The sequence below is a fragment of the Streptomyces sp. NPDC001880 genome (assembly GCF_053594575.1).
In genome coordinates, this window is sequence record NZ_JBSFET010000065.1 from 16,442 (window position 1) to 35,796 (window position 19,355).

Here is a 19,355-nt window from a genome sequence, read left to right on the forward strand (position 1 = left end):
GCGGCGGCATCGAGGACGTTCAGTACAGCCCTGTACCGCGTGGACTTCACGGCTGTACGGCGAGAGAAGGGTGTGATCCGGTCGGCCCCCCCGCTCGTCTCCGTCGGCGTTCCCCACCGGAACGACCCAAGACTCTTCCCGCCGCGATCAAGCAGGAAAGGAGAGCGACCGGCAACCGGAGTTCAATCGCCCTTGCCGTTCCCGGGCAACGTGATCGCCAGAAACGCTCAGGTGTTCGGCGCGGTATCACCTTCCGCAGGGCCCGCCCTGGCCCCTCCGTGGACAGGCCCGGGGCGCAGTCCGCCCATGTGTGGGGCCGTGTGGCGTGCGCGTCGTACCAGCCGCAGCTTCACGCTGAGCTGACCACCCCTGGGTTGATCCCCACTCCGTCACGACAGCGCTCAAACGGGTTCCTGGCCCGCGCCGTCATGGGAACCATGGGAAGGCCCCCCGGTCCCAAGCAGGGACGCATTACCGCCGGGGCGGCCCCTGCCCGTTCTCTGCCCACAAGCCCACAGCAACAGGGCGCCGACCACGACGATTCACACCACGGGCAACACTTGGAAGGCCAAGAAAGCGAGCGCATGTGCGGGAACAGCGACAGTGGTTCGCACCGGAGCGAGCAGGATGTATGTCTGCCGCCAGGACGGGTGGTCGGCGAGCCTGGTGATCACGGGGCCGGTTTATCGGCACGGACCATGACGTAGCCCATCTTGTCCCGGCACAGGCCGAGAATCAGCGGATAGGCCGATTCCAGTTGCGTGGCGATGTCGGTGCCCAGGAGTTCCTCGATCTGTCGGCGACGTGCCGCGAAGATCTGGGGGATCAGATGATAGGTAGGTGTGAAGTCACCGGTCCTGTCACGTACACGGTCGATGGTGAAGCCGGCCTGCCGGGCGAGGGATGGGTAGTCGTCGAGGGAGCCAGGCAGGCGAGCGAGCGCGAAGCCCGCGCGGAAGAGCGCCACATCCTGGTCGGTGAACGGGACGTGTTCGAAGCAGTCCGCCAGGACGAGCCGGCCACCGGGCCGCAGAACACGCCCAGCCTCGTGCAGAGCACGGGGACGGTCGGCGAAGTGGGCGAACGACTCGATCGCCCACACCGCGTCGAACGAAGCGTCCTCGAACGGCAGATTCATCGCATCGGCCTGCAGGAACTCGGTGCGGCCGGCGACGCCGGCGCGGGTGGCCCGATCGCGGGCCTGCTCGACCTGGGCACCGCTGGCGGTAATACCAAGGACCTGCCCGCCGGAGGCCTGGGCGAGACGCACCGCGGGCCGTCCCGTGCCGCAACCCACATCCAGCGCCCGTTGCCCGGGCCCGAGGGAAAGCTCGCCGATCAGTTCATCGGTCCACCGGTCCTGCGCCGCTGTCAGCTCCTCCCACGTCTCCTCCGCCGACAGGACCCGCCCGGGCTTCGGGCGCACCCCGTCATCCCACATGCCCAGATGCATGCTGTCGCCCATCGTCAGGCTGTACAGGCCACCCAAGCGGTCGTACCACGCTCCGACCTCCTGCACGGAAGGCCCCTCATCCGCTGCCTGCTCCATGACGCCTCCCCACGCGCACCGGTCCGGGCCGACACACCACGCCCGACTCCATCCGCCGTGCGCCCTTCAGCATGCGGGACCGGTGAACCCGCAGGGAAGGGCGCGCGGGAGCGTAACTCGGTGTGCCTCGGCGCGCCCCCTGCACCGCAATGGCTGATATCGCAATCGCATGTGGCGCAGCGGTCAACGTTGCGATGCCGTGAGCGGCCGCCGTGCCAGTGGCTCATGATGGTGCCGACCTTGTTCAGGACAGCGCGCTTGATCGTCGCGTGCTGGGCACCGCGCAGCTGGGCCGGCTGCTCCCCGGCTTCGTCGACCAGGGCCGTGATCAGCGCTCGCTGCTCGGCCGGCACCACCGAGCGCCGCGTGGTCCCCGAGCAGGGCGACGCGCGTTCCTTGCCCAGATCCCGCAACTGCGCATCCATCGTGGCGGGTTGGTGTTTCTGCCGCACCCGCCACAGGTTCTCGTCGATTCGTACGAACGGACCGGGCAGGCCCTCAGGATGGCGGCGCAGACGGATGAGGTCCCCACCCACGCGATCAGCGGACCGCCGTAATCGACCGTCACCGGCGGCACCGACCAGTCCCGCCCCACCCGCTCCCCGAGGCGAAGGCAGAACGCCCCATCCGCAGGCAACGGCCACCGCGCTCACTCCGCTACCCGCCCATTCCGGCTGAGCCACCGCCGGATCCGGTAACGCGTCCGCCAGAACCGCCACCTCCGGGAAGATCACTGCATCCCTCCCCACCGCCCGCCACGACTCCAGATCGACCCCCGCATCACCACCGGCGACCCGATGCCGTCTGCTCAGGCCGTTTCGGCCGCCGGGGCGGCGGTGCCGTCGCTCGGGGCGGCAGGCCATTCACGGTGTCCTTCGTCATGCCAGAGCGGGCGTCGGTCGACCCGTAGACCGAGGATCTCCGGTCGCGCGTAGTGGCCGCGGGAGTCGACCCAGACCTTGACGGCGTTGATGTCGGCGAGGTCGATCTCGGCGGTGACGAGCTTCTCCTCGAGGCCGGTGTGCGGGCCGGCGAGGTACTGGTTGAAGGGGTGGATCACGGCCGACCAGCCGCCGCCCGCAGTGATGTGCTTCTGCGGTCCGACGGTGGACTCCATCCACTGCAGGCACGTCTCGTCCACCGGGTTTCCGGCGGAGATGACGAACGCCTGAGCCGTGAGGGCGTGGGTCTTCATCATGGCGTCGATCTGGACGTCGGCGACGGTCTCGAAGCCGGTCATGGTGGACAGGCCGGGCCATGCTGCTGCGTGGATCTGCTGGCCCTGAGTGATCAGGGACTGCCGGGCCAGGTTCATGGTGTGTTCCCAGCAGGCCAGACCGCCGATCCGGCCCAGAGTGCTGTCGAAGACGCTGAGGGTGGCGCCACCGCCCTGAGCCCACACGATCCGTTCGGCGTAGGTGGGCTGGAGCTTGCGGTGAACTCCGAGAAGGGTGCCGTCGGGTTCGATGAAGACCTGGCTGTTGAAACACGTGCGGGTCCCCGCGAGCCGTTCGCTGACACCGAGAACGGCGCCGACCCCGGCGCGGTCACAAGCGGCTTGGACCCGGGCGATCTGCGGACCGGGCACCTCGACGGACGCCTCGGCGTATGCGGCGTTGGCGCCCTGCTGGTCCAGCGGGGCGTAGGCCTCGATCCAGTACGGGTAACCGGGCACGAAGGTCTCGGGAAACACCAGCAGGTCGATGTCCTCCCGGCCGGCCTGTTCGATGAAGTGGATGACCTTGCCGACGGTTGCCTCGGTGTCCATGAACACAGGAGCGGCGTGCACCGCCGCGACAGTTCGTTTCGTGGAAGTGGGAGATGACATGTCGGAGTCCTCCTCAGAAGTGGAGCGCACCGGCAGGAACAGACCGTCGGCGGTGTCCGGGGCGCGCGGTCCGGATGCGGATGAGTGGGTGATCCGGTCACGAAGAAGCCTGCCATCGTTCGCGGCAACGCGTGCCTACGCTGACCGGTTCGGACAAGACATGTCAACTCCTGCCATGAGAGCTGGAGTTTGAGACCGGTGTACCACCGGCATACTGGACGCTTTCGCCCTGTACCGGGCAGCCGGCGGTAAACGCACGTACGCAGCGGTGGCCGCGGAGCTCGGGATCACCGAGGAGACGCTGCGCACGTAGATCCGCAAGGACACTGCCCAGCACACGTCCGAGCACCACGCGGGCGGGGCCGGCCAGAGTCCGGCTGTTTTGCGAACCTGCTGCGGGCCACCGGCGCCCTGGCCTCCGCCTTCCACGCCAAGGCCACCACCGCCACCCTCCGCGCCCACCTGGTCCAGGTTCCGGCCCGGATCGCCCGCTCCGCACGGCGCGTCACCCTGCACCTTCCGCGCAACTGGCGCTGGCAAAAAGCCTGGACGCACCTGTTCGACACCGTCCACCGCCCACCCGAACCCGCCTGACAGTCTCTGCCCACCCCGCCCGCGAGGGCCCGACCGGAACCAAAACCGTGGAAAAGCTGGGCAGGCCAGCGGATGCAGCACGCCCATGCCCATCGGCCGACCCAAAACCGGCTCAGAAACCCGTCAGAAGATCACTTCCAGACCACGTCGGCGGATCGAGGCTTAGACGACGACGTCATCGAGGCTTTCCAGCTGCCTCCAGCGCTTACCCGCGCGGACGGGAGGCAGGCGGTCAGCATCTGGCAGGGGACCCAAGTCGAGACCCGTAATCTCCGCGACGTCAGCCACCGGTACCTGGAAGGTACGGAAGGCACCCAGCGGCGGAGGGTCTCCAGCTCTCGCAGCTTCGGCCAGTGCACGGGCCGCAGCATCGCGGGTCAGGTCGGGGCTTTGATCCAGGACGTACGCGGTGGACGCCAGGTCACCGTCCTGCATGAACGCAGCGACCTTCCAGAAGCGGAGGGGTACCTTGATGCCCCGATACGGCGGGTCAGTGCCTTCGAGCACCGGCCCGGTGAACACCGAGAGCTTCCGGTCGAACTGCTCGGCGTGATCGAGCAGGAAGTTCTCCAGTCCCAGCCACAACTCCTTGCCCTGGTTGAAGATGTCCATCTGCGGAGCGGCGTTCGTGTAGTGGAACGTGTCGCTGTTGGCCGTGGTCGCCTCGTTGCCCACGCCCCATACCGGATCGAGCCGGCGGACGAGGTGCCCTTTGTCCAGCGGGTTGTTCTTGTAGATCGCATGCCCCGCCTGCTGACTTTCTGGAAGGCGCGGGTCGAACTGCCAGTTGTCGTCGCGCGGTGAGTCGATCAACCTCACACCGTCGATCGTGACAGCCGTTGAGGTGGCCAGTCGGCGGTCAGGACGAAACACCACGCTGAAGTGTGTGTACGGCAGGACCACCGTTTCGATGTTCGGATCAGTAGGCCGGGGCAACGGCACAGTCGGTCCGAGAAATCGCTCGTCGTATCCCTTGCGATTCGCCAAGGAGTCACGCGTCACAGCCTCGGTGGCCGGTGTGGGATCAGGGGAGGGCGTCATGTCCTTCTACGTACCGTGCAGCACCGAGTTCCTACACCAACATGTGCAGCGAAATCACCCAAGTGGAAGAACTGGTGAGCTATGCGTAAATGGGGTGGTTACGATCAGGATCGGGAATCAGGGGGTGCATCTCCTCGCCGGCTTCGTGCCGCCGATGCGCTCTTGCTCGTACTCCTCGGATCGCACCCATTCCACACAGAAGGAAGTTTCTCCATGGCTCAGGGAATGTCCATTCACATCGGTCTCAACAAGGTCGATCCCACAAAGTACAACGGTTGGGACGGCACGCTTGTCGCCTGTGAGAACGACGCGCGAGACATGGACCAGCTCGCCAAGGCAGCCGGGATCCAAGATCGTGTCATGCTTCTCAGCGCTCAGGCAACGGTCGACGCCATCACCACTGAGCTACGCAAAGCGGCAAGACTTCTTACGTCCGGCGATTTCCTTCTATTCACCTACTCGGGGCATGGTGGGCAGGTACCCGACCTCAATGGGCCCGAGGATGAGCCGGACCGGCTTGACGAAACCATGTGCTTCTTCGATCGGGAGTACATTGACGACGAGCTGTACAGGGAGTTCGGCGAATTCGCCGAGGGTGTTCGGATCCTCTGTCTCCTCGACTGCTGCCACAGCGGCAGCGGCATCAGGGTGCGGGAAATCCTCACTCCTGAAGCCATGGAAAAGCAGTTCCAGACCACCGACCCTGATCAGGTCGAGACCACGTCCAGACTCATGCCCCTGGACAAGCAGGTTGAAATGTACGAGCGAGACAAGGAGTTCTTCGACAACATCCAGCGCAAGCTGAACGCCAAAGATTACCGTGAGCTCGGCGCGACCACACTGCTCATCTCAGCCTGCCAGGATAATCAGCTGGCGGCTGACGGCCTGCGCAACGGCCTGTTTACCGCAGTGCTGCTCGAGGTCTGGAACGGCGGTGGATTCACAGGCGGATACAATGCGTTCCACCGTGCGATCCTCAAGCGGATGCCGGCCACCCAGAGCCCGAATCTCTTCGTCACCGGTCGGACCAATAACCGGTTCCTTCGCCAAACGCCGTTTACCGTCTGAGGGCAGGAAATGCACGTGCGGCGCCCTCTCCTGTTGTGGTGTCGTCCGCGTGGGGCGGTGCGCGCCTCGCGGTCGGCGGTCCTGCTGCAGCTCTCTGCCGGGGAGCGTCCCAGTTCGGATCGCGTGTGGGCGCCGGCCCCCGGGCCTCGGTGCCCGGGGCGCGCATCACGCGCCAGTGAGCGGTGCCGCGGGCGACGACGAGCAGAACGCGGTGATGCCGCCGGACGGGCGCAGTGTGTGGTTCACGTGCATGGACCCGGACGGCCGGAAGAGGATCGGTTCCCGGTCCGCCGAGGGCGACCACCACCTGCCGGACGAGGGCCCTGCCGCGGGGAACGACCTGCCCCTGACTGTCACGGGCAAGCGCGCGCGTCGGCGAAAATGGTGCACCTCGCGTCGGACGGCCACCGGCTCACGGCGATCGCACCCAAAGTTTTCGGCACCGTCTTCGGCACCTGGAACTCCTCGGGGCTGCTCAGCAGGACGTCGGCGCGCGGTGCCGTGCTGCTCAGCGGATGCACCGGCGTCGTCGCTGGGTCGGTGACGACCGGGTGCTGTGCCGCACGTCGTCCGGTTCGTTCCGGACCGTGAGCGCCCGCACCAGCCGCGCCGCAGGCGCCCCGATCAGCGTGGTCGGCCCGCAGGACGGCACCGTCGCAGAGGGGATGCTGATGTCGCCCGACGGGACGAAGTTCATCGTCTCCGTCCACCGACCCAATGCCGAGCAGGACCCCGACTATGGGTACGATGCGCCCGACTTCCGGGTGGTGTCGGCCACACGGGGAGGAACGGCGGCCGATCTCGCCGACGAGGGGCTGGACTTGCACTCGGTGTTCCTGAGCTGGTCGTGAGCGGCTGTGCGGGGCCCCGCGTCAGTGCGGTCGCGGTGACTGTGCGGGATTGGATGCCTCGTGGGGACAGCGGATCGGTCCGCACGGACGGCTGCCGCACGCGGAGGCGGGGCGACCGGGCTGTACGCGGGTGGAGATCCACCCGCTCAACCAGTCGCAGGTACCGCGGCCTTTTCGACGGCTGGTGGAGTACCGCACGATGAACGTCCGCCGCTGGGACCGCAGCGTCGAGGCCTGGGCATCCGGTGACCACCAGCGCCTGGACGATGCCAGACTGGCCCGTATGAAACGACTATTGGTGGATGTGGACAGTGTAACTACGCGGCTGGTTCGTCGATTCGGTCCACAGGTTGCCGAATGGTGCGCTGACACGCCGAACCTGATTGCACGGTTGACGTCCCGTTGGAACCTTTCCCTCGGTGAATCTCTCCCGGATGGTGCTTCGTCGGTCGCGTTGCGGTGCCAATGGCCTGACGGCACGCCTGCGGTGCTGAAGCTCAGTCCGGATCGGGCCCTTTTGGTCGAGCAGGTCGGAATGTTGGGGTGGTTCGCTGCCTCGGGCCGGGTGCCCGCTGTGCTGGCCGTCGATGAGGACGCGGGCGCAATGGTGTTGGAAGAGATTGTGCCCGGAACGCCGGCGGAGGACATGCCTGCTGCTTCGCTTACCGGGCAGTGGTCGGATCTGCTTGCCGCGTTGCACGGGGTCGCTCCGCCTCCGCGGCCGCCGCGTGTGCTGCGCGGCCGGTGCGAGGAGGCCTTCGCTCGTGTCGGTAGGCGGCTGTCCGAGCCTGCGATCGGTGCACGTATCGATGTCACTGCGTGGAGCAGGGCCATCCGGCGGTGTGAGCGGCTGCTGGACACGGAAGCGACCACCGTGTTGCTCCACGGTGACCTGCACCTGGGCAACGTGCTCGACGGCGGCGCGGAGCGCGGTCTGATGGCCATCGATCCGAAGGCATGTGTGGGTGATCCGTGCTTCGACGCTGTGGACTACGTCGTGGCCGGCGCCGGGCTGGAGGGTGTCGAGACCCGCTGCGATCGCGTGGCGGCGGCGTGCGGGCTCGATGGCGACCGGCTCCACGCCTGGAGCCAGGTGATCGCCCCGTTCGCGGCCATCGCCCATCTCGGTAACGGTGGTGACGGGCCGGTGATCGATGAACTGCTCGCGTTGACCCGGTGAGAACACCTGGGCAGCAGCGGAGTGTGCGCGGCAAGCGCTGCCATGAACCCGCGCTGCACGGAGTGGAGTTGAAGCGCATGGCCGTGGGTGAGGGCACGCAGGAACGTGCGTCGAGTACCTACGGGCGCTGCGTGGTTGGCCTGCCTGCTGCCGGTCATCACCTGCTACCACCTCCGGCTCGCTCCTCAGCACGAACACAGCGCGCGGCAGGAACTGAACCCGTACATCAGGGCGACCGTCGAGGACAGGGTCCCGTCCGTGGCCGTGGAGCCTGCGGCGGAGACGAAGGCTGGGTAAGCCGCCTGGGGCTGGCCGGGCCGGGCCTTCGCTGCTGTTCCTCTGGTGCAGCCGGTAGGCCTTCGAGAGGCCCTCGGAGCGATCGCTCTCCGAGGCTGGGATGCCGAGCACCTCCTCGATGCGCCCGCGTGCAAGTGGCGACAGCGGGCCTGTGCTCAGTCTCCATGCTGCGCGCTCTCATGTCTGATGGCGGGCATAGACCAGGGAGTTGAGCCCGTCGATTGCGGGGTGGCGCCGCAGCAGGGCGGTGAGGCGGGCACCGCCTAGGAGGACGACGGTTGGGCGGACGGGCGGGTGAAGGCACTTTCCACAGCCCTTCGACGTCCTGGAGTGCCTGGGCGCACAGGAGATGCGCTTCGTGGACGGCCAGGACCACGGGTGCCCGCCGGTGGAGCCGGCCCTCGATTTCCTTGTTGGCTTCGGCCAGGCACTTGCGGAGTGATCTGGCGGCAACACGTGTGGCGGTACATCGAGCCGGGCGGCGTTTAGAAGACGTTCGTGGAGCAGGTTCCCTCCTTGGTGGCCCCGTGCGAGTCGATCATGAACAGGGCGTTCGGTTGGGCGATCGGGCAGCTGAGTCGTGAGCGCGCCACGATCGCGGCGATCGCCCGGCGATAGGGGACGTCATGGAAGACGGTGTGGCGGACCGTCGAACCCGAGCTGCAGCTCGGGCTGGGGTTGGGCAGAGTCGCATCGATCGACGACGTTCTGCTGAACAGCGCGGGCGCCGTCGTGTTCGCGCTGCTGTCGTACCGATGGTGGCGCGCTGCGGGCGAGCTCGGCGAAACCCGCATCCGCCAACACCGCCGGACGATGAAGCGGCGGCTCGCTCGGATGGCTTGAGCCCGATCTGCCCGCTCCGTCGGTGGAGGCAATTGCCGGTCAGCTGTCGGGGTCGTACTGAAACGCGCGCACCTCCTGCGCGCATCGGCAGGCGACCGCGATCTTCGCTGCCCACTCCAACGCCGCCTCGCGGGAGGCCAGCTCCAGCACCGCGTAGCCGCCTTCGATCTGCTTCGTCTGATCGTAGGTGCCCTCGGTCACAGTCCCGTCGCCACCGACCATGACAGGCGGCACGCTCTCGTCGATGCCGCCACCGAACACCCAGACGCCGGCGTCTTTCGCCTCCTTCACGACCGCGTGCGCCGCATCCGAGACGGCCTGCAGATCCTCGTCGGGCAAGACCATGGCGGCACTGGGGAACGAGATGAGGTACTTCGTCACCGCTGAACTCCTTCTTCGCTTTCCGGGGAGCGGACCCATCCTGACTGACGCCGTCGCGCTGCGCATCAGATTGGCGGTTCTCGTTCTTCACCACACGTCGGAGTGAGGTTGGAGAACCCTCACTCCGATCCGCCGGAAGGAAAGGGACAGCTGGGACAGCGTGCCGCCTCAGCGCCAGCGCTCATGAGAGATGTCTGCGGAAGCGCTGGTGAGCTTCGCGATCGAGTGACGGGCGGCGTTGACGGTGACGGTCCGGCGGGCGATGCGGGCGAGCGGGATGTCGCTGGCCGAGTCGGTGTACAGGACCGCGCCCTCCGGGGCGAACCCCAGCGATCGGACGGCACCGACCTTTGCTTCGCCCACGTTGTGCGCGACGAGTCGAGGCCCTCGTGGGGTGAAGTCGAGCCGGGAAGCGGCCAGGGGGATGCCGTGCAACCCGACGCCGTCCAGAAACGCACGCGCGAGGTTCTCTTCCGAGGCTGTCGCCACGACTGTCGGACCGAGAGTGCGGGCGTACCGGCACCGTGTCACGGCCTGCTTGATCGCTGTCCGGGCTGCCATGGTCCGGCCCGTCACGGTTGCCAGCTCCTTGTACTGGCCGCAGGTCATTCCGCGCAGCGCCAAGGCTACGATCGCCCGGTTCATCGCGGGCTTCAGCGCGCCGTCGGGCGGTGCTGCCGAGGCGAGCAAGAACGGTGGGATCGCAGCGAGGAACCGGAGAGGATGAGCTGCAAGACGGGCTGTGACCAGTGACGACATCGTGTCCTCGCTGGTCAGGACGCCGTCAAGGTCGAAGATCGAGGTGATGTTCTTGGCCGGGTTCACTGCGGGACGGCGTCGGCTTTCATCTCGACGAGAAGGCATGCGGCAACGAGCGTGCCCACCTCGACGGCCGTCGTGACAGGGAAGATGTCGCGGAAGACCTCGCCGTGGACAGCGCTCACCGAGTCGGAGCCGGAGCCGGCACGGCCGAAGATCTCGCGCGCACGCGCTGCTGTGTCGGCACCTTCGGCGGGCCCGGCCGTCGTGCCGGCGACGAAGGCATGGCTCCCGACTCGGACGGCCCGGGGGTACCCGAGCACAGGCTCGCGGGAGGAACCCGAGGAGGTGTTCCCGCGCCGGGACATGTGTTCCCTCGTTTTCGGTGGAGAGCCGGAGCCATCTGGCCGGACCGTGTTGTACGGAGCGGGCGGGGATGCCGGTTCGCTCGACAGGATGCTGCGGGCAAACACGGCTGCACGGCCGACCGCTGCGGACGGCCGGCTCGGGCGAGTGCTGCGGCGGCGGGCTTCACCTGTCCGGGCTTTCGGTGCGAGTGAAGGCCAGGGTGAAGCGGAGGCCCGGGCCGGCGAGTCGGCCACAATCGCACACGGGGCGGCTGCAGTGGTTCGTCCGGCCGTGGACGGCTGGTTGCGGCGTCTCGATCCTGCCATGATGTGCCGCCGCTCCGATTGCCCGAACATGTGGAAAGTTGACTGCTTCTGTCTGTGATTGTGGATGTGGTGGCCGGAGGGAGTCAAGAGGAGGTCCAGGCGGGGGCGTCGATGGATCGTCTGGACGGCCGCGGTGGAACGGCTGGATTCTCACGCTGCTCCTCGGGAGGTTGGGGCCCACCACGCCCGAGGTGAGAGGGATCTGCCGACGCCGAAGGAAGCGGTTGGCCGTCCTGCCTTCAGGCCGCGACGATCTTCAGGCCACGACGATCTCGTCGCCCGCCGCGCCGAGGGCGTCGCTCAGGTCGTCCGGGCAGGGTCTGTCGGTGATGAGGGTGTCGAAGCCGTCGAGTTCACAGACGCGGTGGGCGGCCGTGCGTCCCAACTTGCTGGAATCTGCGAGTACGTAGCGGTGGGACGCGTTGGCCAGCATGGTGCGCTTCGTCGCTACTTCGTCGAGGTGGAAGTCGGTCAGGCCGTAGGAGGCGATGCCCCCGGAGCCCAGGAAGACCGCGTCCGCACGCAGGTTGTCGAAGAACTCGACGGTCTGAGCGTTGGAGCAGGCCAGATCGCCTCCGCGCAGCCGCCCGCCGCTGACCAGGACCTCGACGTGCGGGCGGGAGCTCACTTCGGCGGCCACGAGCAGGGAGGGGGTGGCGATGACGCCGACGTGGTCGGCGGGCAGGGCGCGGGCCACTTCCAGGGCCGTGGTGCCGACATCGATGACGACCGTCTGGTTGGGTTCGATCAGGGCTGCTGCGGCTCGGCCGATGGCCTGCTTCTCGGCGAGGAAAGCGCTCCTGCGCTCATTGAAGGATGCCTCCTCCCCGACGGGTGACTGGACGGCGGTGGCCCCTCCGTGGACGCGTGCCAGCTCGCCGCGGCGCTCCAGAAGAGCCAGGTCCCTGCGGATCGTCTCGTGGGAGACGTTGAGCAGGCTGGTCAGGTCGTCCGTCGTGATGAATCTGAGCCGAGCGATCTCGGCGACGATCCTGCGGTGACGCTCGGCTGCTAGCACGTCCGACCCTCTCTGATTGACTGTTTCTGTGGAACCCTGACTGCATTCTAGGGCTCAGGTGATGTCCAGAACGCGCCGTCGGTGGCCTCAAAGTTCGTTTTTCTCTGCAGCTCAGAGCGATTTCTGTTAGCTGATCGGCAGTGGTTCACAAGGCCGGGAGTGTGACCCCTTGACGGCAAACGGGCAAGGGTCCACACTCTCAGCAGTCAATAGTCCACACAAACGGTCACGAGGGCACTGTTGACAGGCGTCGAGGTGGCGCGATCGCGTGCCCTTGCAGCCGTCCCCACGGACAGGCTCAAGCGCATCCCTGTGGGGGCGCGCCTTGATGCCGATCGCATTCGGTTCTTCCACCACCTACTGGCTTCCGCGGCTACGGCGGGGCACTCTGAAGCAGGGAACGAGGTCATGGCCAAATCAGAAGCAGGTGCTCAGGCGCCAAGAACGGCTGAGGTGCAGCAGAGCGAGCCGAAACAGGTGATGGCGCGGGAGCTGGGCTGGTACGCGTCGTTCTCCGTGGCGTTCGGGTTCGTGTCGATCGCGACAGGCATCTTCACGGCCTACGGCTCGGTGCTCGCCACCTCGGGCCCGCGCGGCATCTGGGCCTGGCCGATCTCCGTGATCGGTCAGCTCTGCATTGCCCTCGTCTTCGGAGCGCTGGCGGCGCGCATCCCGATCAGCGGCTATTCCTACCAGTGGGTGTCGCGGATCGTCGGACCCGTGTGGGGCTGGATCATGGGCTGGATCTCGTTCGCCTTCCTCGGGGTTGTTGTGGTCGCCGTGGACTACACGATCGCCTCCACGATTCTCCCGGAGCTGTTCCAGTACGTCGGAACGACACAGAACGCCTGGGTCATCACGGCCGGCGTGGTGCTGCTGCAGGCCTTGCTGGTCGCAGCGTCCACGCGTATCACGCACAAGGTCAACAGTGCGGCGGTGACGGCACAGCTCATCGGCATGATTGCACTGACGGTGCTGCTGTTCGCGGTGGGCTACTTCACCGGCAAGCTCGATTTCGCCAACCTGTTCGACACCGGGACGGTTCCGGAGAGTGGCTACTACGGCCTGGGCGACGCAACCCATGCCGGCCCCTTCGCCCTGGCGTTCCTGCTCGGCGCGTTCACCATCGTCGGATTCGAGTCTGCGGCAAACCTGGCGGAGGAGACCAAGGACCCCGCTCGCGTCATCCCCAAGGCGATGGTCCAGGCCGTCCTGTCCCTGGGTGTTCTCGGCTTCCTCTTCCTGGTCGCCGTGACCGCCGCCGTCGGTCAGGTCGACGGTGCCGCCGAGTCGGCCACCCCGGTGGCCACCGTGATCACCGCGGTGCTCGGGTCCGTGGTGGGCAAGGCCCTCCTGGTCCTTGTCGTGGTCTCGATCTTCTCCTGCGGACTGGTGATCACCCTCAGCGGAACCCGCCTGGTCTACGCCATGTCCAGGGACGAGCGCTTCCCCGGATGGCGCCTGCTCAAGCGTATCCACCCCCGGACGGCGACGCCGCTGAACGCCACTGTGTTCATGATGCTCATCGCGCAGATCGTCCTCGCGGTCTTCTCCCGTTCCACCGACGCCCTGTTCCAGCTGTTCTCCGCCGCTACCCTGCTGCCCGCCGTCATCTACGCCGGCACGGTCGCGATGTACGCGGCCAAGCGCTCCTCCCTGCCGCCGTCGCGCGGCTTCTCCCTGGGGCGGTGGGAGGTCCCGGTCCTGCTTCTCGCCGCAGTCTGGCTGGTGTACGAGCTGCTCATCTTCCGGGACGCTTCCTTCCGCGGCCCCTGGGCCTACGTCCTGGTGCTGTGCGGGATCGGCGCCGTCTACCTGGCGGCGCTCCTCGTCCGGCGCGGCCGCGCCGCCCTGACCATGCCGGACATGGCCGATGTCGACCGCGCCCTGGACAACGCCACCGCTGCCTCCGCGGTCGACACGGAAGGGGCCCTGCGATGACCACGATCCTCGCCATCGACCAAGGCACCTCGGGCACCAAAGCCATCGTCGTCGACGCCGAGGACGGAACGGTCGCGATAGCCGAGGAGACCGTACGCCCCACCTACCTGCCCGGCGGAGGTGTCGAACAGAATCCGCACGAACTGCTCGATTCCGTCCTCGTTGCCGGCCGACGGGCCGTGAGCATGGCCAACCGGCCCATCGACGGCGTGGCCCTGGCCAACCAGGGAGAGACCGTCCTGGCCTGGGACGAAGCCACGGGAACGCCGCTGTCTCCGGCGATCGTCTGGCAGGACAGCCGCGCGGAGAGCATCTGTGCCGAGCTGGCCGAGCACCGCGAGGCCATCGCGCAGCGCACCGGTCTCGTTCTCGACCCCTATTTCTCCGCGCCCAAGATGGCGTGGCTGCGCCGCAACCTCACCCGTGACGGGGTGGTGACCACCACCGACACCTGGCTCGTTCACCACCTGACGGGCGAGTTCGTCACCGACGCCTCCACCGCCAGCCGTTCTCTGATCTTCGACCTGGACGGCGCCGCGTGGGACGGGCATCTCGCCGATCTGTTCTCCCTAGGCGACGAGCGGCTGCCGCGCATCGTCGGCAGCGACGAGATCGTCGGCACCACGCGTGCCTTCGGGCCGGAGACGCCGGTGGCCGGCCTGATCGTCGACCAGCAGGCCGCTCTGGTCGCCGAGGCATGCCTGGAGCAAGGCACGGCCAAGTGCACATACGGCACAGGTGCGTTCCTGCTGGCGAACACGGGACCGGACCCCGTACGCTCCGGCGCGGGCCTGACGACATCGGTGGCCTGGCAGGCCGCGGGACAGACCCTGTACTGCGTGGACGGGCAGGTCTACACCGTGGCCTCGGCCGTGCGCTGGTTGCAGGACCTCGGTCTTCTTCGGTCCGCCACCGACCTCGACGCGCTGGTCGCGGAGGACAGCGAGGGCGTCATGTGCGTCCCGGCGTTCGCCGGACTCGCCGCTCCGTGGTGGGCTTCCGAGGCCACGGCCTCCATCACCGGCCTGACGCTGGCCACCCGCCGCGAGCACCTCATCCTGGCCGTGCTCCAGGGCATAGCCGCCCAGGTCACCGAGCTGACGGCCCTCGTCGGCCGCGACCTCGACCGGCCCCTGAAGCGGCTGCGCGCCGACGGCGGACTGACCAACTCCGCCGCTCTCATGCAGGCCCAGGCCGACATCGCCCAGCTCCCCGTCGACATCTACCCCAACGCGCACGCCACCCCTCTCGGCGCCGCCGCGCTCGCCCGCTGCGCTCTCGACCCCGCCGTCAGCCTCGAAGAGGCCGTCGGCGACTGGCAGCCGGCGGCCGTCTACGAACCCCGCTGGTCCGAGGACCGGGCCCAGGAGTTCCGCATCACATGGGCGCAGGCCGCAGCGGCGTGTGCCACCAAGGGAGACCACTCATGACCCCCACCCCCTACCGTCCTCACCCCGAAGTCTTCGACATCGCGGTGATCGGAGGAGGCATTGTCGGCTCGGCCATCGCACGCGCACTGTCGGGCCACGACGTCTCCGTGGCGCTGCTCGAAGCCCGCGACGACGTCGGAGACGGAACCAGCAAGGCCAACACCGCCATCCTGCACACGGGCTTCGACGCGAAACCGGGCACCTTGGAGTCCCGGCTCGTGGCTCGCGGCTACCACCTGCTGAGCGATTACGCCAAGGCCACCGGAATCCCCGTCGAGCACACCGGCGCAGTGCTGGTGGCCTGGAACCAGGAAGAGCTCGACGCCCTGCCCGCCCTGAAGGAAAAGGCTGAGGCCAACGGATACGAGCACTGCCGCATCGTCGACGCGGACGAGGTGTACCGAGTCCTGCCCGATCTCGGCGAGGGCGTGCTCGGCGGCCTTACCGTTCCCGACGAGTCCATCATCTGCACCTGGACCACCAACCTCGCCCTGGCCACGGACGCCAAACAACGCGGGACGACGATCCTGCTCGAACACGCCGTGACCGGCGTCGACGTGGGCGACGAGGTGACGACCCTGCACACCGGCCAGAGCGACGTGCGAGCCCGCTGGGTCGTCAACGCGGCAGGACTCGGCGCCGACACGATCGACCAGTTCTTCGGCCACGACCGCTTCACCGTCACCCCCCGACGTGGCGAGCTGTTCGTGTTCGACAAACTGGCACGGCCCAAGGTCGGCAAGATCGTCCTGCCGGTGCCCTCCTCCCGAGGCAAGGGCGTGCTCATCTCCCCGACGATCTACGGCAACGTCATGCTCGGCCCCACCGCCGAGGACCTCACCGACCGCACCAACACCGCCACGTCCGAGGACGGCTACGACTTCCTCCTCAGTAAGGGTGCACGGCTCATGCCGAGCCTGCTCACCGAGGAGGTCACCGCCAGCTACGCCGGACTGCGCGCCGCGATCGACCGCGACGACTACCTCATCGAAGCCACCGCCGAACAGCGGTACCTCCTTGTGGGTGGCATCCGCTCCACCGGCCTGACAGCCGGCATCGCCATCGCCGAGCACGTCAGCGGGCTCCTGGCGGAAACCGGTCTCGGGCTCCGCAGCCGCAGCGACCTGCCTGCCCCGCCCCGGATGCCGAACATCGGCGAAGCCACCACACGCCCCTACCAGGACGCCGACCTCATCGCCGAGGACACCGCGTACGGCACCATCGTCTGCTTCTGCGAACGGGTCACCGAGGGCGAGATCCGGGACGCCTGCCACGCATCGGTGCCCGCGCGCAGTCTGGAAGGGCTGCGCCGACGCACCCGGGCCATGAACGGCCGCTGCCAGGGCTTCTTCTGCGGCGCGGCAGTCGCCGCCCTGCGCACCCAGCACCAGACCGACGGCGGCTGCTGCAACCAGCACAAGGACAACCGATGACCCACCAACTGCCCCTCATCGAGCCCGATGTTCTCATCATCGGAGGCGGCCCCGCAGGGCTCACCGCAGCCGCCGAACTCGTCGACCGCGGTGCCGGGCGGGTCCTGGTCGTCGACCGGGAGAAGCAGGCCGGCGGCATTCCCCGGCACAGCGACCACACCGGATACGGCCTGCGGGACCTGCACCGTGTGATGACCGGTCCCGCCTACGCCCGTCACTTGACCGACCGGGCCACACGGTCCGGAGCGGAGATCCGCACCAGCACCATGGTCACCGGCTGGTCCGACCTCCACACCGTCGACGTCACCAGCCCCGAGGGCCGCTATCAGGTACGTGCCCGGGCCATCGTCCTGGCGACCGGCGCCCGCGAACGGCCCCGCACCGCACGCCGCATCCCTGGAGACCGCCCCCACGGGGTCTACACCACCGGACAACTCCAAAATCTTGTCCACCTCCACCATCAGCCCGTCGGCAAGCGGGCCGTCATCGTCGGTGGCGAACTGGTCAGCTGGTCCGCGGCCATGACCCTCCGCGAGGCCGGCTGCACCCCCGCGCTCATGATCAGCAAGTACCCGAAGGCAGAGTCCTACGGCGCCTTCAACACGGTCGGCCGCACGCTTCTCCGCGTTCCCGTCGCCACCCGCAGCCGTGTCACCCAGGTCCTGGGCAAGGGCCGCTGCGAGGCTGTCGAGATCGAGCACCTCGACACGGGCAAGCGCCGAACCGTCGAATGCGACACCGTCGTCTTCACCGGCGACTGGATCCCCGACCACGAACTCGTGCGTTCCGCAGGCATCACCCTCGACGAACGCACCCTCGGCCCCCTCACGGACACCGCGTTGCGCACCAGCCGACCCGGAGTCTTCGCCGTCGGCAACATGCTCCACCCCGTCGACACCGCCGACGTGGCCGCCCTCGACGGCAAGCACGTTGCCCAGCAGGTCATCAACCACCTGGACGGAAGGAGCAAGCCGACCGAGGGGGTCCGCCTGATCGCCGACGCCCCGTTCCGCTGGATCGCACCGCAGATCCTCCGCCCGGGCGATCCGGCTCCGGCCCGTGACCGGCTCCTGCTCTGGACGGACGAGTTCGTCCGTTTCCCCAAGGTGACGGTCCGCCAGGACGGCCGCGCCGTCACCTGCCGCACCATCGCCTGGCCTGCGGCCCCCGGCCGGGTCTTCCGCATCCCGTCCTCGGTCCTCGACGGGATCTCCCGCACCGGAGGCCCCGTCCACATCACTATGTAGCCTGTCGCGCTACGAGTCTGCGGTGGTGGCCACCGCCGCAGACTCGTAGCGCCTTCAGGCCGCCTACGAAATTCATCCGGAGGGGCGCAGGCTTGTCGGCGACCTTGTGGGGTTGATGACATGCCATCCGGTGGCGTTGGCGAGGTCGCCGTGGCGGCATAGGCCGGGGCGGTCATCCCCAGGACCAGGGCCCGGAGGTGGCCAGGATGCCGGCTACGGCGGTGAGACGTCGTATGAGAGGGCTCCTTCTCGGTTCGGGCCCGGAACGGCGGAGCCGGACCCTCGGGACCGGTGGCCGCGCCGCCGAGGAACTGCCGCCAGCGCCGAGCACCGTGCGCAGTTCGACATCCTCGGCGGTGCCGGGCGTTTCTTCTGGATCACCTTGCTGACCAGATGGCGATGGCGGCGACGTGGAGGGCGGCGTGGTAGTTGGTGACGGCCTTGTCGTAGGTGGTGGATACCCTGCGGGAATGAGTAACGCGATGTGGGATGCCCTGGCAGCGACACCCCTCCCGGAAGTGCGGCGCCGCGCGGCCATCATGGACGAACTTGCCGAGGTCGAACCGGTGACGGTGACCGGCGCACGCCGTCTGGCCTGGAACGACGGCGGCGGCCAGTCTGCGGTCTGGTACTTCGCGCAGGACGGCCGCGTGCTGCTGCTGACATTCGACCACGAGTCGGCGCTGAATCTGTACGCCGAGGAGGATTTCGCCCTCCAGGAGTCCTTCTACGAGGGCGTCCCCGCGTCCCTCGTTTCCCTGGTCCGCGACCGTCCCGAGAACTACGAGTCGCTGAACCTCACGGACGCCGCGACGGGCCGGACGATTCACTACGCAGGCGGTGTCTTCTGGTACGACGGCACGCGCTGGCACGTGTCCGACGGCTTGGCGGAGTACTGCCGCCGCGAGGACGCGGACCTCTTCGGCGAGTCCGGCTTCGACTACTGCCTGGACGTCTACCGCTTCGGCCAGGACTTCACCCCGGAGACCGTCGTGGCGATCCGGGACGAGGACGGTTCATACGAGGACGAGAAGGAGAAGGAAGCGGACCTGCCCGGCGTCCGCGAAGTCTTCACCCGGCACGGCTAACTTGATCTTTAACCTCGGGGTCCGAACGGCTCCTCGTACTTGATCACTCGGAGTGGTAACTGCCGCACGTGCGGGCGGCCTTCGGCTGAGGATGTGATCCGACCAAGGAACACACAAACTCAGCACGAAGGCC

At 67.7% G+C, this 19,355-nt stretch carries 17 protein-coding genes and 2 pseudogenes; 11 read left to right on the forward strand and 8 right to left on the reverse strand.

Annotated elements, in window-relative coordinates:
- Window positions 1–670 precede the first annotated feature (670 nt).
- Complete coding sequence (locus ACWCQ6_RS26780) at window positions 671–1,549, reverse strand: class I SAM-dependent methyltransferase (RefSeq protein WP_451093337.1); 879 nt, start codon at window positions 1,547–1,549, stop codon at window positions 671–673.
- A 269-nt stretch (window positions 1,550–1,818) separates the two neighbouring features.
- Between ACWCQ6_RS26780 and ACWCQ6_RS26785 the strand changes: the two genes are divergently transcribed.
- Window positions 1,819–2,106, forward strand: coding sequence for a hypothetical protein (locus ACWCQ6_RS26785; protein WP_451093339.1), 288 nt, complete (start codon window positions 1,819–1,821; stop codon window positions 2,104–2,106).
- 251 nt (window positions 2,107–2,357) lie between these two features.
- Here ACWCQ6_RS26785 and ACWCQ6_RS26790 read toward each other — a convergent pair whose 3' ends face one another.
- Window positions 2,358–3,377: a carbon-nitrogen hydrolase family protein gene (locus ACWCQ6_RS26790; protein ID WP_451093341.1), complete on the reverse strand. Its 1,020-nt coding sequence runs from the start codon at window positions 3,375–3,377 to the stop codon at window positions 2,358–2,360.
- Window positions 3,378–3,764: 387 nt separating this feature from the next.
- Here ACWCQ6_RS26790 and ACWCQ6_RS26795 point away from each other — a divergent pair.
- Window positions 3,765–3,971, forward strand: a pseudogene (locus ACWCQ6_RS26795) (IS1380 family transposase); the annotation flags it as partial.
- Between the two features lie 162 nt (window positions 3,972–4,133).
- Here ACWCQ6_RS26795 and ACWCQ6_RS26800 read toward each other — a convergent pair.
- Window positions 4,134–5,012, reverse strand: coding sequence for a DNA/RNA non-specific endonuclease (locus ACWCQ6_RS26800; RefSeq protein WP_451093343.1), 879 nt, complete (start codon window positions 5,010–5,012; stop codon window positions 4,134–4,136).
- A 213-nt stretch (window positions 5,013–5,225) separates the two neighbouring features.
- Between ACWCQ6_RS26800 and ACWCQ6_RS26805 the strand changes: the two genes are divergently transcribed.
- The 4 genes and pseudogenes from ACWCQ6_RS26805 to ACWCQ6_RS26820 all read left to right on the forward strand — a co-directional run bounded on the left by ACWCQ6_RS26805 (window position 5,226) and on the right by ACWCQ6_RS26820 (window position 8,111).
- Complete coding sequence (locus tag ACWCQ6_RS26805) at window positions 5,226–6,080, forward strand: caspase family protein (protein WP_451093345.1); 855 nt, start codon at window positions 5,226–5,228, stop codon at window positions 6,078–6,080.
- A gap of 515 nt (window positions 6,081–6,595) precedes the next feature.
- Window positions 6,596–6,931 carry a hypothetical protein gene (locus ACWCQ6_RS26810; protein WP_451093347.1) on the forward strand — a complete coding sequence of 112 codons (336 nt, stop codon included), beginning with the start codon at window positions 6,596–6,598 and terminating at the stop codon, window positions 6,929–6,931.
- A 124-nt stretch (window positions 6,932–7,055) separates the two neighbouring features.
- A pseudogene (locus ACWCQ6_RS26815) lies at window positions 7,056–7,202 on the forward strand (transcriptional regulator); the annotation flags it as partial.
- Window positions 7,203–7,235: 33 nt separating this feature from the next.
- Window positions 7,236–8,111 carry an aminoglycoside phosphotransferase family protein gene (locus ACWCQ6_RS26820; protein ID WP_451093371.1) on the forward strand — a complete coding sequence of 292 codons (876 nt, stop codon included), beginning with the start codon at window positions 7,236–7,238 and terminating at the stop codon, window positions 8,109–8,111.
- Between the two features lie 782 nt (window positions 8,112–8,893).
- On the opposite strand, the gene ACWCQ6_RS26825 is transcribed toward ACWCQ6_RS26820, so the two are convergent.
- From ACWCQ6_RS26825 to ACWCQ6_RS26845, 5 genes are all read right to left on the reverse strand, one after another.
- Window positions 8,894–9,202, reverse strand: a complete 309-nt coding sequence (locus tag ACWCQ6_RS26825) for a hypothetical protein (RefSeq protein ID WP_451093349.1) — start codon at window positions 9,200–9,202, stop codon at window positions 8,894–8,896.
- An 88-nt stretch (window positions 9,203–9,290) separates the two neighbouring features.
- Complete coding sequence (locus tag ACWCQ6_RS26830; protein ID WP_451093351.1) at window positions 9,291–9,632, reverse strand: YciI family protein; 342 nt, start codon at window positions 9,630–9,632, stop codon at window positions 9,291–9,293.
- Between the two features lie 168 nt (window positions 9,633–9,800).
- The gene (locus ACWCQ6_RS26835; protein ID WP_451093353.1) at window positions 9,801–10,457 is read right to left on the reverse strand and encodes an HAD family hydrolase; all 657 of its coding nucleotides are present in this window, start codon (window positions 10,455–10,457) and stop codon (window positions 9,801–9,803) included.
- Window positions 10,454–10,759, reverse strand: coding sequence for a RidA family protein (locus ACWCQ6_RS26840; RefSeq protein WP_451093355.1), 306 nt, complete (start codon window positions 10,757–10,759; stop codon window positions 10,454–10,456). Before ACWCQ6_RS26840 ends, ACWCQ6_RS26835 begins: the two co-directional genes overlap by 4 nt.
- A gap of 562 nt (window positions 10,760–11,321) precedes the next feature.
- Window positions 11,322–12,083, reverse strand: coding sequence for a DeoR/GlpR family DNA-binding transcription regulator (locus ACWCQ6_RS26845; protein ID WP_451093357.1), 762 nt, complete (start codon window positions 12,081–12,083; stop codon window positions 11,322–11,324).
- A gap of 453 nt (window positions 12,084–12,536) precedes the next feature.
- On the opposite strand from ACWCQ6_RS26845, the gene ACWCQ6_RS26850 reads away from it, so the two are divergent.
- The 5 genes from ACWCQ6_RS26850 to ACWCQ6_RS26870 all read left to right on the forward strand — a co-directional run bounded on the left by ACWCQ6_RS26850 (window position 12,537) and on the right by ACWCQ6_RS26870 (window position 19,222).
- Window positions 12,537–14,024 (forward strand): APC family permease, encoded by a 1,488-nt coding sequence (locus ACWCQ6_RS26850; protein WP_451093359.1) that lies wholly within the window; start codon window positions 12,537–12,539, stop codon window positions 14,022–14,024.
- The gene (locus ACWCQ6_RS26855) at window positions 14,021–15,454 is read left to right on the forward strand and encodes an FGGY family carbohydrate kinase (protein ID WP_451093361.1); all 1,434 of its coding nucleotides are present in this window, start codon (window positions 14,021–14,023) and stop codon (window positions 15,452–15,454) included. The genes ACWCQ6_RS26850 and ACWCQ6_RS26855 overlap by 4 nt, the downstream gene beginning before the upstream one ends.
- Entirely contained in the window at window positions 15,451–16,887 is a 1,437-nt protein-coding gene (locus ACWCQ6_RS26860) for an FAD-dependent oxidoreductase (RefSeq protein WP_451093363.1), read from the forward strand. Before ACWCQ6_RS26855 ends, ACWCQ6_RS26860 begins: the two co-directional genes overlap by 4 nt.
- Entirely contained in the window at window positions 16,884–18,134 is a 1,251-nt protein-coding gene (locus ACWCQ6_RS26865) for an NAD(P)/FAD-dependent oxidoreductase (protein WP_451093365.1), read from the forward strand. The genes ACWCQ6_RS26860 and ACWCQ6_RS26865 overlap by 4 nt, the downstream gene beginning before the upstream one ends.
- Window positions 18,135–18,604: 470 nt before the next feature.
- Complete coding sequence (locus tag ACWCQ6_RS26870; protein ID WP_451093367.1) at window positions 18,605–19,222, forward strand: hypothetical protein; 618 nt, start codon at window positions 18,605–18,607, stop codon at window positions 19,220–19,222.
- Window positions 19,223–19,355 lie beyond the last annotated feature (133 nt).